This is a genomic window from Bacillus sp. CR71 (assembly GCF_003429245.1).
GTDB lineage: Bacteria > Bacillota > Bacilli > Bacillales > Bacillaceae_G > Bacillus_A > Bacillus_A thuringiensis_S.
The window spans coordinates 252,847-268,363 of the sequence record NZ_CP031748.1; the positions used below are offsets into that span (position 1 = coordinate 252,847).

Genomic DNA, 15,517 nt, shown 5'->3' on the forward strand with positions numbered 1-15,517 from the left:
CTTGTCTATAAGACGAACAGCTTTTTCTATATATAAAGGGGTTTGGGGAAACAAAGTATTAAATAAGACCTTGAGCAAGTGTGTAAATGAAAGCTGTAAGAAGAGTAGCTCCACTTGCAAGTCCGATAAAGTGAAACTTTAATCAGTGAGGGCGGGGTATCCCTCGCTGATTATTAGTTGAACCAATCGGGCTTTTACGGGCAGTTGATCCTAAACCTAACTTCTTTGATTTCGCTGAATTTTGAAGTGGGAGTCTTACTGCCCGTTAATGCGGGGTAAAGTCTGATTTGTTGAAAGTAATGTTGTTCATTATAATCTCTCCTTATTTGTTTAATGTAGTTGCAACAGCTTTTGCATCGACAAGTGCGGATAGCACCATGCCCATTGTATTTAAAAATTTATTTGATTTCATATTGTTCATCATGCGTATCCGCTCCTTTTCGAATTGTTGTTGCCCTGCTTATGTCTTAATTATAGGAAATATGTCCACTTGCAACTATCGAATTAGCTTACGAAAGACTTACACTTTTGTAAGAAAAAAAGACATTCATGTAAGAATGTCTTTCACAGCATATTGATATGATGATGTTCTTCAATTGTTTTTAAAAAACTACGCATTGAATTCGTCATATAGCTATCTTTACGGCGTATGAAAACCGTTGAAATACTGCCGTATTTTTCAGGGATTGCATGACAATGTACCTTACCTGCTTTAGAAAGATGATGGACAGCAGACTGTGGTACGAGTGTAATTCCGAGGCCAAGTGCAACGCTGTTTAATATTGTCTCTAATATATTGAATTCCATAATTCTTTTTGGTAGCAAACCTTCGTCTTTCAGCCATCGTTCTAATTTGGAACGGTATCCACATCCTTGGTTAAAAACGAGTAGAGGCGTTGTTGTAAATTCTTCTATATGAAAAGCTTTATTTTGTGTTACAAGCATTAATTTCTCTGTACTAACATCGTATTGTTCGATGAGTGGATGTTTAATAGGACCTGATATAAAGGCGCCATCTAATTGATGATCAAGTACTTCTCTAATTAATTCTTCTGTTAGACCCGCTTGTAATGATAAATCGACATTCGGATAGCTTTTATAGTAAGAAGATAAAATGGTAGGTAATGTACTTACTGTTTCTACTGTACCGATTTTTAATATACCGGAGGGTGTTTCACTATCTAAAAATACTTGTTTTAGTTCGTCGACATCTTGCAAAATTTTATTAACATAAACGAGCATTTTTCTTCCTTCAGCTGTTAAAGTCATCCCTCGTTTATGGCGGTAAAAGAGCGGGGTTTTTAATTCGTTTTCTAGTTGTTTAATACGTGCAGTTACATTTGATTGTACATAATTTAATTCCTTTGCTGCGTTACTTACACTACCCTGGTCGGCAACGCTTTTAAAGATTTGTAAGTCTCTTAATTCCATTTTGTAATCCCCCTTGATGTTAACTATCATTATAAATGATAGTTAACATCATTTTGAATCATTTTACGTGATATATTTTTTCTTTTACAATTCTCTTTGTGCAAATAGAAAGAAACGGGGGATTGCGGTGAGAAGAGGTCAAATGATAATAGGGGCTTTAGCGTGTTTAATTGCGAGTATGTCATGGGGAGCGATGTTTCCAGTTGCTGATCATGCGCTAGAATACATAGATCCATTTTATTTTTCGCTTATTCGTTATGGAGCAGTGGCGATAATGCTGATTGTATTGTTGTTAATGAAAGAAGGAAAACAGGCATTTCGTTTAGAGGGAAGAGGAAAGTTACTCGTCTTTTTTGGAACGATGGCATTTACAGTATATAATGTCCTCATATTTTTAGGGCAAATGTTAATGGGTAAGTCGGGTGTAATGGTAGCTTCCATTATGGAATCACTTATGCCGATGATTTCTATTTGTATTTTATGGGGATATAAGCATATAAAACCGAAGAAGTATATGATAACGAGTATGGTTATTGCTTTTGTAGGAGCTGTGTTTGTTATTACAAAAGGTGACATAAGTTTCTTTGTAACATTGAAAGATAATATGTTCCCATTAGCATTTATATTTATTGGTGTTGTAGGCTGGGTTATTTATACGATGGGTGGTCAAACGTGTAGTGATTGGTCAACATTACGTTATTCTACGTTGACGTGTGTATTCGGTACGACTGTTACAGGAATTATAACGGTAATTATTACGTCGCTTGGATATGTTTCAGTTCCTAGTATGGGAACGATTTCTATTGTGAAGTATGATTTGTTATTTATGATGACATTGCCAGGTATTGTAGCGCTACTTGCTTGGAACTACGGTGTGAAAATTTTATCATCCATTAATGGGATTTTATTTATTAATTTTGTACCAATTACGACTTTAGTTATTATGATGATGCAAGGGTATCAGATCACAATGTTTGATATTATAGGGACTGTACTTGTTATTGCAGCACTTATTCGCAATAACGTTTGCCAGAGAAAAGAAGAAAATATAAATAAGAGAGTTTTACAAGAAGAACAATTACGTCAAGCTGTTTAATAGGCAAATGGAGGATTTCACATGTTAGAAAGTTTATTGTTTTTCTTCGCCGTCGGAGTTGCCTGTGAGCTTGCAGCAATTAATCGAAATGGTCGTAAAAAGATAAAACAACAAGCTGAGCTGATACAGCTTTTAAAAGAGTTGAAAGAAAGAAAAAATTTAAAAGACGACCGGGCATAGACGGTCGTCTTTTTCTATATAAAGGGGAAAGGGGACACAAAATTATACAAGCGTAGCAGCGTAAATGAAAGCAGTAAGAAGAAGAGAGCCGCTAGCTAATCCTAAAAAATCTAATTTGTTAAAAGTACTGTTATTCATAATACATTCTCCTTACTTGTTTAATGTAGAAGAAACAGCTTTTGCATCGAAAAGAGCTGATAATACCATGCCCATTGTATTTAAGAAATTGTTCGTTTTCATTTTGTTCATCATATTAATCCACTTCTTTTCGAATAATTGTTGCCCTGTTTCTGACTTAATTGTATGAAATATAGTAAGAAGTAACTATCGAATTAGCTTACAAGAAAATTACACTTTTGTAAGAATTGAAATTTAACAATTCATACTTAATTTTATTACCAACTCCTAAAACTTAGTGTTATAATTGTTATAAGAATATGATTATACTTCGGATGTTTAGAAAGGAACGAAACAAATGTATAAACCAATTACATTTTTGTTGAAATATATATTTAAAACAGCTGGAAAAGTAGAAGTACAAGGGAGAGAAAAGCTACCAGAAGGTGGACCGTATGTTGTTGCATGTACACATACAAGTTTTATGGATGTATTAATGTTAGCTACAGGGATGTATCCAACTCAAATTCATTACATGGCCAAAAAAGAATTATTTGAAGGGAAATTCAAAAAATGGTTCTTTAAAAATGTAAATGCATTCCCTGTAGATCGTGCGAACCCAGGACCAAGTACACTTAAAATTCCATCACGTTTATTAAAAGAAGGAAAGGTAGTAGGGATTTTTCCGAGTGGAACGAGATCAGCGGAAGATGTTTCATTAAAAGCGGGTGCTGTGACAATTGCGATGCGTTCTAATGTTCCGTTAGTACCAGCAGCTTATGTTGGTCCATCAAGTGTAAAAGAATTAATAAAGGGGAAAAAGGCACAATTGATTTTTGGAGATCCAATTCAAATTGAGGCTGGAGAACAAATAGATCGAAAAACCGCTATGAAAATGATGACAGATCAATTAAATGAGAAGTTTGAGGAGTTAAAAGAAGCTTTGCAATCAAATCAAAAATAAGAAAAGACGACCGGGCATAGACGGTCGTCTTTTCTATTACTATTTATAATAAAGGGGAAAGGGGACACAAAGTTATACAAGCGTAGCGGCGTAAATAAAAGCAGTAAGAAGAAGCGAGCCACTAGCTAGTCCTAAAAAATCTAATTTGTTAAAAGTGATGTTATTCATAATACATTCTCCTTACTTGTTTAATGTAGAAGCAACAGCTTTTGCGTCGATAAGAGCGGAAAATACCATGCCCATTGTATTTAAGAAATTGTTTGTTTTCATTTTGTTCATCATATTAATCCGCTCCTTTTCGAATAGTTGTTACCCTGTTTCTGACTCAATTGTATGAAATGTTGCGGAAAGTCACTATCGAATTAGCTTACAGAAAAATTACACTTTTGTAAGAGAAACGAATGAAGGTGTAATGATAAGAAGATTTGACATATGTTCATGAGATTCATTAAGTTAAAGGTAGAGGTGAGTGTATGGCTAATATTAAAGATATTGCAAAGATGGCGGGAGTTTCAGTTACGACTGTTTCGAGAGTGTTGAATGATCACCCATATGTAAGTGAAGAAAAAAGAAAAGCGGTTATAGAGATAGTTGAGAAATTGAATTACTCGCAAAACGCAAATGCTGTTCATTTATCAAAAGGAAAAACGAATATTGTTGGTGTGATTTTACCGTATATTAATCATCCGTGTTTTGATGCGATGGTGAGCGGAATGATGGAGACTGCGTTAGCGCATAATTACAGGGTGCTACTTTGCCAAACGAATTATAATAAAAAAGAAGAAATGAAAAGTTTACATATGTTAAAAACAAAACAATTGGATGGTCTTATTATTTGTTCACGTGCAAATGATTGGGAAACGATAGAACCGTATGCTTCTTACGGCGCAATAATTGCTTGTGAAGACAATGATATTTCAAACATCTCAAGTGTATATACGAATCATTCAGCGGCCTTTCAATTAGGAATGGATTATTTGATTGAGAAAGGTTATAAAAAAATTGGTTATTGTACGGGAAGAAAATTAGGGCCGAGTAGTCAAAAGCGTTTTGATGTTTATAAACAGCAATTGCAATCTATAGACGAAGATGTTAATGAAGAATGGATTTTTACAGAATGTTTTACACTAGAAGATGGTGTGAAAGTAGCTCATAAGTTAAAAGAGATGCAGGATCTTCCTGAAGCATTAATAGTAGCAGGTGATGAGGTTGCGATTGGTGTTATGACAGAGGTTGAAAAATTAGGCATTCAAGTTCCTGAGGATTTAGCAATTATTGGCTTTGATAATCAACCTATCTCACAAGTGTTACAACTGACAACTATTGATCAAAATTTAAAGGAGATAGGGAAAACTGCTTTTGAAATGTTGCATAGAAAAGTGAATGACGAGAGTTCTGAACAAGAAAAGCTGGAAATTCCATACGAACTTGTGGAACGCTCTACAGTTTAATTTTAATCCGTTATGTGTATAATCGCATAACGGATTATTTTTTTTGAAATATCTTTGACAGGAAACGCGTTTCATACTTTATAAAGGAGTTAAACCGGTTTGTAATAATCCATGGATTCTTTTCAAGTGTTAATGCAATGAATAGAATTTGGAGGAATATGCATGAATGAACTTTTATCGAGTATGAAAAAGTATGTAGATGATGATGAAAAGATTCTGGCTTTTGTGGTAGGGATATTTGAGAAGGATAATTTTATATTATCGTATCAACATGGGGTTTTTGTTGCCACTACTAGACGTCTCCTTTTTTACGGGAAATTTCCGTACTATTCTTCAACATTTAAAGAGTATTCATATTTGCATATAGATAGCATAGATTTTCATCCGTATTTTGAATTTACTTGTAATCATGAAACCATTCGCGCTAAGTATATTCAGAAAGGGAATGTGGAGCAATTTGTCCGTGCAGTTAGAGTAAATATGAATAATTAATCACCCCTATGTTTAAACATAATATTTCAATTTTTAACAGGGAAAAAGCGGAATAAAAACCACTTCTAAACCTCTAGGAGATAGTGATACAATGTCAAATGGGGGGAGGGTATGAACTATGGTTAATCAACGTATAAAGGAAATAACACTAATTACAATTGGTTCATTATTATTCGCAATTGGTATTAATTACTTTGCAATTCCAAACCGTTTATCGGAAGGTGGAATTATTGGTTTAACGGTTGTTACGTACTACTTATTTGATTGGTCACCAGGAATTGTGAACTTTGCTATAAATGCAATTTTACTAGCTGTTGGTTATAAATTTTTTGATAAGAAAACAATGATTTATACAATTTTAGGGATTGTAGAAACATCTTTGTTTTTATACGTTACAGAACATATTGAGTATCATGTAAATAGTGATACATTATTAGCAGCTTTATTTGCTGGTTTATTTGTGGGTATTGGATTAGGCTGTATGTTCAAAGCCGGAGGTACATCGGGAGGATCAGCAATCTTAGCTCAGTTAGCAAATCAATATTTAGGTTGGAGCGTAGGTAAAGGCGTACTAATTATTGATATTGTTGTAATTGCTGGTTCTGTATTTATAATAGGGCAAGAAAAGGCAATGTATACACTTGTAGCTGTGTTCATCGGAGCGAAGGTGATTGATTTCATTGTAGAAGGAATGGATACAAAAACGGCTGTTACGATTATTTCGAATCAACCAGATTTAATTCGTGAGGCTATTACGAAAAATATGACACGCGGTGTTACTGTATTAGAAGGGCGCGGCGGATATACTGGTAAAAATAAAGAAGTTTTATATGTTGTTATTAATAAACAAGAGCTTGTTAAGTTAAAACAAGTTATTAGCCGGGTAGATGAAGATGCTTTCGTTGTTATACATGATGTACGTGATGTACTTGGCGGTGGCTTTAAAGCAAGCTAAAAGGTGAACGAGTAAATTCGTTCACCTTTTTTAATTCTTACAAAAATGTAAGTGTAATGTAATGAGATTCAATAGTAGATTTTATTCCCCCTTTTTAAAATGGATGTATATATATCCTGCAGAGGAGGAATGTTTATTATGAAGAAAAAAATGATCACTACTATAATAGCGATGATAGTAATAGTAGTAATGTTACTGCCTACGAAACTTGGACCGGTTATCGATAAATATAATCCATTTTATAAGACGAAAGAATACTATACGGTTGTGAATACAATTGGTCAGCATATTGGTGATGAGTGGTATGAATATGAATTTATTGCATTCGATGAACGTGGTAGAGAGCAGAAAATAAAGAAAACGGTTAAGCATATGTTAAAGAGAGATGAAGCATTAAAGGTTTTTGCAAAAGGACGTTACGGTGAATCGATTGAAGAGATTGAGGTTGCAAATATTCCTATAAATGCGAAGAGCAAACTTTTAACGATGAGATAGTAAAATATACCCCCAGCTATTTTTTGTCGAAAATAAAAATACTGGGTAAGGGTATTTTTGAGATTAACAAAAAAGCCTTAGTACATATAGACTAAGGCTTTTTTATTATATAAAGGGGAAGGGGGTACATTGTAGTAGCATAGGTGAAAGGTATAAGAAGAGTAGCTACTAGCAATGTAATTTGGTTATGTGAGTGTTCTTCTTATTTGGCTTACTTTCTAACGTTATTGTACGAAATATAAGTAAGGGGAACTATCGAATTACATTACACATAACTTACAAACATGTAAGCCTTCTGTAATGTAATTCGATAGTTAAAAGATAGTAATTTTCATATAGTATAACTAGAAAGTCTCAATGTATTACTTTCTGTTTGTAATGAAGAATGAAAAACCAACTAATTTTTAATAATCCTCATCTGAATAAAGATGGGGATCTTTTTTAAAACCTTACAACATTGTAAGGTTTACGTAAGTTAATTCGATAGTAAATTTGTCATATTTTTTGCATAATAGATACAGATAGAAAAATAATTAGGGATCTAGTAAGAAGGGAGAAAAATGGGATGCGTAAAGAAGAAGTAGTGAAGTTACCAATTAAAGATTTCTGTAGCTACTTTACTGTTGCCGTAGTGTGTATTGGATTATTTGATATCATAACAAACTTAATTGTTAAATAATATAGATGCTAAAACAAGAAAGGAAGTCCTTTCTTGTTTTTTTTATGGGGGCATAAAGATGAAATGGATTGATAGTCATATACATGTTGATCAATATAAGGATGAAGAGAAGAGCAGATTACTAAAAGAGGTGGAAAATAGTAATGAAATAAAGGGGCTTATTGCAGTATCTATAAATTATCACTCTTGTAAGGAAACGTTATCTTTAGCGAAGAAGTATCCTTTTATATATCCAGCGATAGGGTTTCATCCAGAGCAACAGATTCATAAAGAGGAGTGTGAACAGATTTATCAACTTATTGAACAGAACGCAGAGGGAATTGTTGCGATTGGTGAAGTAGGTTTGCCCTATTATTTGAGAAAAGAAGATGAAAGGATTGCTGCAGATCCATACATAGCTGTATTGAAAAAATTTATAGAACTAGCTAGTAAGTATAATTTGCCGATTGTATTACACGCAGTTTATGAAGATGCTGACATTGTATGTGATTTGCTAGAGAAATATAAAGTTTCACGTGCACACTTCCATTGGTTTAAAGGAAGCGATGAAACAATGAAACGGATGATGAGAAATGGTTATTATATTTCGATTACACCGGATGTTTTACATAAGGAGAAGATTAGAGAAATCGTTTCGTATTATCCGCTTGAATATATGATGGTAGAAACAGATGGACCGTGGGAATTTCAAGAGGATGTTATAACGCACCCAAGAATGATTCGAGAGGTATTAAAGGAAATTAGTTCTATAAAAAACATATCCATTGATAAGGCCGCGGAAACAATATATGAAAATACAAGTCGATTTTATTTGAAAGGATAGGAGAATTATAGTTTTAATCATGTAACGGAAAAAGTAAAAGTTGAATTTATTTAGTAAAATACCACGGTTTGATATATGACAAAAAACCACCAAGCGTTCCGCTCGGTGGTTTTGTATTAGGATTCTAATTTTTTCGCACGTTTTAATAATAAAAGAAAGACAATGATAACGAACCCTAGTATAAGGAAGAAGCCATATTGCTTTATATAATCAATTATGTCATTCGCACTGGTTGGTTTTTCAACGTGAATGCCATCTTTATTCGTCGTAATATGAATATCTTTCATTTTTACTTCATTCTTTTCCTTTTGTAAATCAATCCATTCTATATTTGGAATACTCTCTAGATCCTTTAACACTTCTTTTAATGGTTTCACACCTAAGTAAGGATGATAGAATGCTCCAATAACCCCATCGGATAATTTAGCAACAGATAAAGCATTTGCTTTCATTTTAGCAATAGCTTGTGGCTTATCTTCTTCAATAAAACCGACTGTTTCAGGCATTAATTTCATTCCATGTAGAAATGATGGTGTACTTCTATATGCTGGAGAGTGCATGGATTTCCAAGTTGTATCACTTAACTGTAGTTGTCCTACATAAGTTGAAAAGTATCTTGATAATATTTCATACCCTTTTTGAGACATTGTGTAATGAGGTGCTTCAAAGGCGACAGGATATAGTTTAGCATCTACAAGTTCTTGAATCCCCTTTTCGATATGATCTGTCGTATATTTTTCCTCAAACTCTTCCCCTTTTTTTACATATTGGTTATATGCCTCTATATTTGGAAAGTCATCTTTTGTCTTCGGTTTTTCATGTTTCGGTTGGCGAATTGGTTGATCTGTCTTTACGTCCCAAAATTCAAAACCTTCCCCAGTTTCACTATCATAAAATTGATGAGTGTAACCATGCATAATAATCGCTGCACCATCATCTTGCATAGAGCGTAAAAGATCGACTAGTTCGGGTTTATCTTTTAAATGTAGTGTTTTACCTGTATCTGGATCTGTATATACAGGAATAACAGTGATCATGTAAGGAATCTTTTTCTCTTTTAGTAATTCAGCAATTTCTTTTAATTGATATGTATCTGCGGCTGGGTGAACATCCTCAAGACGTAAATAAGCTAATTTTTTATTAGTTTCGGGTTTTTGCTGAAAATAAGAAAATAGGCTTTCGCCAATATAATAAGATATCCAATCAAAGAGGTTAGAAGTTGCTACATAATAAGAATTGTTTTGCTGTACAATTAATGGATAAGTATTATTTCCTCTTAAAGCATGGGCGAGAATTGTTCCATTTGTGTCAAGTTGTTTAATTGTTCTTTCTTCTTCTAATATATTCTTTAGTTTACGTGTTGGATATTCAATTGTATCAGAGTTTATATCTTCATTTTTAAGTGTGATAAATGAAAAACGATTAGATAACTGTTCTATATTTTGACCTAAAACTAGTAATGGTCCTGGGAATCCTTCTAGAAATTTCTTTGCTTCAGTAGAAAGTTCTTCTTGTTTTTCACTCATGTAAATAACATGTGTATACGAAGATTTATCAGTTATTTCAGCTAACTGTTTTATGTTTTTAATTGTTATATTATTAGTGAAATGTCCTACTTGTGTATTAAGTATTTGGATATCACTTGTAATTTGATCATCGTTTGAACTGTATAAAATAAGGGTTTTTGGTTGTTCGGTTTTTTGTGCGGAAATAGGGACAGGAATTAATAGTAGTAAACTAAATAAGAGTAACAGCCATTTTTTCATATTATTATTCTCCTAGTTTATATTTAGAATTCAATTTACAATTATATACAATAAATGCGTTATAGTCTATGAAAGTTACATTTTTGCACGTATTTACCAGATTTTTTTTCACAAAATCGGTCTAAAGCATGATGATAATATGTATAGTTATTTGCTATGATAAAAGAGTAGTAGAATGTAGGTAATTGTAAAGGGAAGGCTGAAAGGGGACAAATTTCAGCGGAGAAAGAGGTAGAGGTAGTGAAGAAATTCTTTGTAGGATTTTTAGTTGTTCTTGGAGTATATTTATATTTCCAAGGAAAGTCTGAAGGAATGGATAAGCTAGTGAATGGAACAAGCTATGTTGATTCAGAAGAAGCAAAACAGGTGAAACAAATCATTATAGAGGAAGCGAAGAAAGTAAATCTTCCAGAATGGATACCTCTTGCAATTGCTGAGCATGAAAGTCGATTAAATCCAAGGAGTGTTGGAGATAATGGAACTTCATTCGGATTGTTTCAACTACACCGCGGCGGCGGGCTTGCACCAGAACATTTAACTGATGATGAGCTAAAAGATCCACGTACAAATGCACAAATTGCAATGCCGCATTTGATGAAAGGATATAAGCGCGGGGTGCAAAAAGGTTTGACTGATTTTGCATTACTGAAATATATAGCGAATACATCTGGATGGCCAGGGAATTTAGGGCCGGAGTGGACGGATAATAACATGAAGTATAACATCGGATTAGAAGATGTGTACTATCGAAATAAAGGTGTAATAAAAGAGTAGGTTTTGATACCTACTCTATTTTTTTTGATAATCGTGTCATTTTGTGAAATACTCCGCTAGTTGTATTTTTACGTCTTCTAGTTTTGTAGAAACTTGAGGTATTTTATATCCTACATACAGCGGTGAAACGACAAACCTAGGAACAACTTTACAAATAATTTTTCCATTTAAGTAATAGAAGAATAAGTTATAACTACTGCATCCTTTATGAAAATCTGTCAGTATGTAACGTACAGTTTGCTGAATGTAATTTGCCATTTCATCTATATATGAAATATTATCAATGATTATATTGAATTCAGTGAAGCCGATAATGGGACGCTCTGAAATATTAAGCTCAATGCGTTCATTTTTTTGAACAATTACTCCTTGGAAATTTTCCTCTTCAATATTTTCAAGATAATCTACATATTTCATTCCGATAATTTGCATGTGTGCATGATGCAAACTTCCACCTGAAAATGGACCGTGATTTTTATATAAAATCACAGATGCGAACTCCTTGTTCTTCTGTAAGTGTAACCAATGTTGAATAGAAAATTGCATTAATTTCCGCATATGTTCTTCTGTATATGTTGCGATATGATCTTCGCAATTATCGGTTTCGATTAACACTGTTTGAAATGTATCTTGTAATGTAGGAAATTTATTTTTCAACCAAATAATAGAACCATCAGTTGCTAAAATATCCGTTAAATGTTCTTTATCGCAAAATGGACATGCAGCGCTTCTATTCCGAATACTTTCTGGTTTTTGTTTACCGATATCGTTTAAAAAATATAGTTGTTGTGTATCCATTTGTATATATGCCCCTTTAAAATATGTGTAAAAATCCCGCTTAATACATTCGGGGAAAGGAGAAGGAAATCCTCTAAAGGAAATATGGAAAAAATAAAAGACAAGATATCCTCATTACGATAGGGTACCTTGTCTTTTATTTTTTCTCTAATAGTGTGTATGGATAATATAGAACATTTTCATTATTTTTCTTTTTTCTATTTTTTATTGTGTATAAAGTAATTGCTGTGCTTGCAATGATAATAATGGCTTTCTTCATATTCATATACCCCTTTTTATTGTTCGTTTAATTCTTGGCTAACTGCTTTTGCATCGACTAAAGCGTGTAAAATCATTTTCACCATGTTCATCATATTTCTTCACTCCTTTTTATAGTTCATTTAGTTCTTTTACAACTGCTTGTCCGTTCACTAATACCTCAAAGATTGCTTTTACGATTTCTTTCATCATGTTTGTTTCCTCCTTTTGTTTGTCTCTCTTGTTTACATCTTTATTGTATAGGGAGGCATCTTTTCGTACTATCGCTTTCCATTACGTGAACATAACAGTTTTGTAAGATTTGATGTCACTTATTGAAATGTTTAGTCTATCTTCATTATTTTCAGAAAAATGACTATTCAAACATGAAATTGGAAAGTATAATAAAGAAGTAAGTATTAAATTCCGTACGAAAGGGGTGAATGAGATGAAACGTTCTTTAGCTGCACGTGCCAAATTTTTAGATTTTATCTATTTTTGTCGTGCGATTTTTCATGATGTAGTTGTTAACGGGATACGTATGCCCTTTTTTAACAATTGCATAGTGACTATTGAACGATAGAAATCTCTTCACCCATTTTTAATAAACGTGTGAAAAGGGAGCTATTTGGCTTCCTTTTTCTATGCCGAAAAACCATGGGGAATGTTTCTTTCTCATGGTTTTTTATATTGAAAGGAGTACGGAAAATGACTATTTGTAGTGTAAATAATGTAACGAAATCTTTTGGTGGAAACATCATATTTGAAAATATATCGCTTGAAATAAAGAATGGTGAACGTGTTGGGTTAGTTGGGCGTAACGGTAGTGGGAAGACAACAATCTTTGGGCTTCTAACGGGAATGGAGAGTTTGGATGCAGGAGCCATCCATATGAAGAAAGGTACACGTATTGGTCATGTCGCACAAATTCCGAAGTTTGATGAGGCCATGACTGTATATGATGTATTGAGTTCCGCTTTTAAAGTAGAAAAGGAATTAGAAAAAGAAATGCATACTCTAGAAAAAAATATGGCAGAAGAGCAGGAACAATCTTCTTTGCAAAAGCTAATGGAGAGGTACGGAGTAATTCAAGAAAAATTTGCATTTCTCGGTGGTTATGAAATAGAGGCAAATATAATGAAGGTAGCAAATGGCTTACAAGTGACAAACTTATTTTCAAGAGTATTTACGGAATTAAGTGGAGGAGAACAGACGAAAGTAAGCCTTGCATATATGCTATTGCAGAAACCAGATTTACTTCTATTAGATGAACCAACAAATCATTTAGATTTGTTTGCAGTTGAATGGTTAGAGCAATTTTTAAAAGAATATAATGGAACAGTTATGGTTATTTCACATGATCGCTATTTCCTTGATGAAGTTGTAACGAAAATTTTTGATTTGGAAGATGGAGAGATTCACGTGTACCATACGAATTATTCTCAGTTCGTTGAGGAGAAGGAAGAAAGATTACTTCAAGAGTTTCAAGCTTATCAGGAGCAACAAAAGAAAATAAAGAAAATGAAAGAAGCAATTAAGCGTCTACGTGAATGGGCAAATCAAGCGAACCCTCCGAATGAAGGATTGCATAAAAGAGCGAGAAATATGGAACGTGCGTTAGAACGTATAGAGAAATTAAAGAGGCCGATTTTAGAACGAAAACAGATGGGTCTTCAGTTTGAAGGGCAAGAGAGAAGCGGGAAAGATGTTGTTGTAATGAAAGAAGTGAGTAAAGGTTTTGCTGGCCGACCTTTATTTGAACAAGCGAATTTACATGTTCGTTTTCAAGAGCGTGCTGCTATCGTTGGTCGCAACGGCACAGGGAAGACCACTTTACTAAAATTACTATTAAAAGAAATGGAACCAGAAGCTGGCGCAATTAGGGTTGGTAGTAGTGTGAAAATCGGTTATTTATCACAGCATATGTATGAAAATATGAAGAGTAATGTATTGGAAGCATTCAGGGAGAATGTGGCTGTAACAGAGGGAGAAGCAAGACATATATTAGCTAAGTTTTTATTTTATGGTCCAGCAGTATTTAAGAAAGTAACGCAACTTAGTGGTGGAGAAAAAATGAGGTTAAGACTTGCGCAACTTATGTATCAAGACATCAATTTTCTAATTTTAGATGAGCCGACAAACCATCTTGATATTGAATCAAGAGAAGTTTTAGAGGAAGCCCTTGAGCAATATAACGGGACGATTTTAGCTGTTTCACACGATCGATATTTTTTAAATAAGTTATTTGAAAAGACGTACTGGATTGATGAATGTAAATTATTTGAGTTTGCAGGAAACTATGCATGGGCTCGTCAAAAGTGGGAAGAAAAGCTTGAGAAGCAAGTAATAAAGCAGAAACGCCAAGGAAAAAAAAGTGTTGAAACGGTTCCTGTAAAAGAGAAAGAAGCTAGGAATCTTGAAGAGATTGAAAACGAGTTAATGCATGTAGAAGAAGATGTATATGCAATAGAATGTGAAATGGAACATGTAGCTGATGTTGAAAGACTTGAAAAATTATATGAGGAAAAAACGAAGAAAGAGTTGTTACGAGCAGAGTTATATAATGAATTAGAGAATATTGTGGAGTAATGAGTAGAAAGCCACTTCCTTTCAGTTTTGCTGGAGGAAGTGGCTTTTTTCATAATGATATTTGGCTTTAAAGGTTAAATAAAGCGATGTGTTTCACGTGAAACAGTAACTTAGATAAATTCGTGTTCCTCAATTTGCATAGCTTGTGAAACATATGAAATGATAAGGTGAAAAATAAATGTCATTAGTGGTTTTTCGATAGGAGTAATTACAAAAACAAAGGCTAATTATTTCCCGAGAGATAAAGTGAGACTTTAATCAGTCCTCACGAATCGGGCTTTTACGGGCAGCACGCCCCCCACCTAACTTCTTTGCTTTCGCTGAATTTTGAGGTGAGGGTCTTACTGACCGGAAAATAGTGGGATAAATATGTGTAAAAGAGACTAGTGAATGAAAACGAAAAGAGAGCAAAGTTACAGCTTTACGCGCTGAACTCTGCTCTCTTTTTGCGTGGTATCTTCTCTCGTTGAAATTATAATAGCGATCCCGAGCATGATAAAAAAAGCTAAAAAGAGGACGAACTTTGGGAAGAACGGGAATAGTAATAGCGCCCCGACTATCATAATTGTTAATAATACGTAGTGCAGGACGTATTGGAATAGGTTGTCCATATTTTCGCCCCCTTTTTGGTAATTGGTTATTAGTATTCTATGTTTCATGCTGAAGAAAT

The 15,517-nt window shown here is 33.8% G+C and carries 18 protein-coding genes and 1 pseudogene; 11 read left to right on the forward strand and 8 right to left on the reverse strand.

The annotated features are described in order from the left end of the window. Positions 1–58: 58 nt before the first annotated feature. A pseudogene (locus DOS87_RS01360) lies at positions 59–139 on the reverse strand (DUF3948 family protein); the annotation flags it as partial. Positions 140–564: 425 nt separating this feature from the next. Beyond that, on the reverse strand, positions 565–1,431 hold the full coding sequence (locus DOS87_RS01365; protein WP_000423024.1) for a LysR family transcriptional regulator: 867 nt from the start codon (positions 1,429–1,431) through the stop codon (positions 565–567). Between the two features lie 127 nt (positions 1,432–1,558). Here DOS87_RS01365 and DOS87_RS01370 point away from each other — a divergent pair, with 127 nt between their 5' ends. Together DOS87_RS01370 and DOS87_RS01375 are read left to right on the forward strand one after the other, a co-directional pair. Next, entirely contained in the window at positions 1,559–2,527 is a 969-nt protein-coding gene (locus tag DOS87_RS01370; RefSeq protein WP_002162953.1) for a DMT family transporter, read from the forward strand. 21 nt (positions 2,528–2,548) lie between these two features. Next, the gene (locus DOS87_RS01375) at positions 2,549–2,707 is read left to right on the forward strand and encodes a YrzO family protein (RefSeq protein WP_208730197.1); all 159 of its coding nucleotides are present in this window, start codon (positions 2,549–2,551) and stop codon (positions 2,705–2,707) included. Between the two features lie 42 nt (positions 2,708–2,749). Here DOS87_RS01375 and DOS87_RS01380 read toward each other — a convergent pair whose 3' ends face one another. Then, entirely contained in the window at positions 2,750–2,845 is a 96-nt protein-coding gene (locus DOS87_RS01380) for a DUF3948 family protein (RefSeq protein ID WP_001066117.1), read from the reverse strand. 337 nt (positions 2,846–3,182) lie between these two features. Between DOS87_RS01380 and DOS87_RS01385 the strand changes: the two genes are divergently transcribed. Beyond that, positions 3,183–3,788, forward strand: a complete 606-nt coding sequence (locus DOS87_RS01385) for a lysophospholipid acyltransferase family protein (RefSeq protein ID WP_000277776.1) — start codon at positions 3,183–3,185, stop codon at positions 3,786–3,788. A 72-nt stretch (positions 3,789–3,860) separates the two neighbouring features. On the opposite strand, the gene DOS87_RS01390 is transcribed toward DOS87_RS01385, so the two are convergent. Beyond that, the gene (locus tag DOS87_RS01390; protein WP_001060007.1) at positions 3,861–3,956 is read right to left on the reverse strand and encodes a DUF3948 family protein; all 96 of its coding nucleotides are present in this window, start codon (positions 3,954–3,956) and stop codon (positions 3,861–3,863) included. A 305-nt stretch (positions 3,957–4,261) separates the two neighbouring features. Between DOS87_RS01390 and DOS87_RS01395 the strand changes: the two genes are divergently transcribed. The 5 genes from DOS87_RS01395 (at position 4,262) to DOS87_RS01415 (ending at position 8,683) form a co-directional block, all read left to right on the forward strand. Then, positions 4,262–5,239 (forward strand): LacI family DNA-binding transcriptional regulator, encoded by a 978-nt coding sequence (locus tag DOS87_RS01395; RefSeq protein ID WP_001273902.1) that lies wholly within the window; start codon positions 4,262–4,264, stop codon positions 5,237–5,239. A 162-nt stretch (positions 5,240–5,401) separates the two neighbouring features. Then, positions 5,402–5,731 (forward strand): PH domain-containing protein, encoded by a 330-nt coding sequence (locus DOS87_RS01400; protein WP_001004243.1) that lies wholly within the window; start codon positions 5,402–5,404, stop codon positions 5,729–5,731. A gap of 118 nt (positions 5,732–5,849) precedes the next feature. Further along, positions 5,850–6,686: a YitT family protein gene (locus DOS87_RS01405; protein ID WP_000248045.1), complete on the forward strand. Its 837-nt coding sequence runs from the start codon at positions 5,850–5,852 to the stop codon at positions 6,684–6,686. Positions 6,687–6,824: 138 nt separating this feature from the next. Next, positions 6,825–7,181, forward strand: a complete 357-nt coding sequence (locus DOS87_RS01410; protein WP_000728422.1) for a YxeA family protein — start codon at positions 6,825–6,827, stop codon at positions 7,179–7,181. Between the two features lie 737 nt (positions 7,182–7,918). Next, positions 7,919–8,683, forward strand: coding sequence for a TatD family hydrolase (locus tag DOS87_RS01415; RefSeq protein ID WP_151629026.1), 765 nt, complete (start codon positions 7,919–7,921; stop codon positions 8,681–8,683). Positions 8,684–8,799: 116 nt separating this feature from the next. Here DOS87_RS01415 and DOS87_RS01420 read toward each other — a convergent pair whose 3' ends face one another. Next, entirely contained in the window at positions 8,800–10,449 is a 1,650-nt protein-coding gene (locus DOS87_RS01420; RefSeq protein ID WP_098901806.1) for a DUF2334 domain-containing protein, read from the reverse strand. 240 nt (positions 10,450–10,689) lie between these two features. Between DOS87_RS01420 and DOS87_RS01425 the strand changes: the two genes are divergently transcribed. Next, on the forward strand, positions 10,690–11,223 hold the full coding sequence (locus DOS87_RS01425) for a transglycosylase SLT domain-containing protein (RefSeq protein WP_000713253.1): 534 nt from the start codon (positions 10,690–10,692) through the stop codon (positions 11,221–11,223). Between the two features lie 36 nt (positions 11,224–11,259). On the opposite strand, the gene DOS87_RS01430 is transcribed toward DOS87_RS01425, so the two are convergent. Next, on the reverse strand, positions 11,260–12,021 hold the full coding sequence (locus tag DOS87_RS01430; RefSeq protein WP_065229646.1) for a DUF4931 domain-containing protein: 762 nt from the start codon (positions 12,019–12,021) through the stop codon (positions 11,260–11,262). 136 nt (positions 12,022–12,157) lie between these two features. Beyond that, positions 12,158–12,286 (reverse strand): hypothetical protein, encoded by a 129-nt coding sequence (locus tag DOS87_RS01435; protein ID WP_001998915.1) that lies wholly within the window; start codon positions 12,284–12,286, stop codon positions 12,158–12,160. A 420-nt stretch (positions 12,287–12,706) separates the two neighbouring features. On the opposite strand from DOS87_RS01435, the gene DOS87_RS29965 reads away from it, so the two are divergent. Together DOS87_RS29965 and abc-f are read left to right on the forward strand one after the other, a co-directional pair. Next, a complete protein-coding gene (locus DOS87_RS29965) occupies positions 12,707–12,841 on the forward strand; it encodes an RAxF-45 family protein (RefSeq protein ID WP_000830643.1) in 135 nt (44 codons plus the stop codon). Between the two features lie 74 nt (positions 12,842–12,915). Next, on the forward strand, positions 12,916–14,847 hold the full coding sequence (gene abc-f, locus DOS87_RS01440) for a ribosomal protection-like ABC-F family protein (RefSeq protein WP_142330484.1): 1,932 nt from the start codon (positions 12,916–12,918) through the stop codon (positions 14,845–14,847). Positions 14,848–15,260: 413 nt separating this feature from the next. Here abc-f and DOS87_RS01445 read toward each other — a convergent pair whose 3' ends face one another. Then, positions 15,261–15,458, reverse strand: a complete 198-nt coding sequence (locus DOS87_RS01445; RefSeq protein WP_000369259.1) for a hypothetical protein — start codon at positions 15,456–15,458, stop codon at positions 15,261–15,263. Positions 15,459–15,517 lie beyond the last annotated feature (59 nt).